This window comes from Paraburkholderia sp. SIMBA_027 (assembly GCF_046535315.1).
GTDB classification, from domain to species: Bacteria; Pseudomonadota; Gammaproteobacteria; order Burkholderiales; family Burkholderiaceae; genus Paraburkholderia; species Paraburkholderia tropica.
Genome location: NZ_JAWRWY010000550.1, coordinates 1 through 273, shown reverse-complemented (window position 1 = coordinate 273; position 273 = coordinate 1). Strand labels below are relative to the sequence as shown.

Annotated in this window: 1 protein-coding gene; it reads right to left on the bottom strand. The window is 53.8% G+C overall.

The features are described from left to right. Positions 1 to 273: efflux RND transporter permease subunit (locus SB764_RS40210; protein WP_410866782.1), on the bottom strand; the 273-nt coding region annotated here is incomplete at both ends.

Genomic DNA, 273 nt, shown 5'->3' with positions numbered 1-273 from the left:
ATAGCGTTCCAGACGCGGCGAGCCTGTTTCCCAGCGTGAGGTCGCGAAAGCAGAGAAGGGCACCATGCCGCCATCTTTATTTCGGACATACCAGAGATTGATGTCATCTGGCAGCATGCGATACGGCGCAGCTGCCTGCACATAGACTTTCTTCACGCGACCGCGATCCATAAAGTCATTCACATAGCTCGAACCCCAGGCGGTTTGCAGTGTGTCGTTAATATCGTCGATAGCAACGCCCAGCGCCTGAGCTTTACGCTGGTCGATATCAAT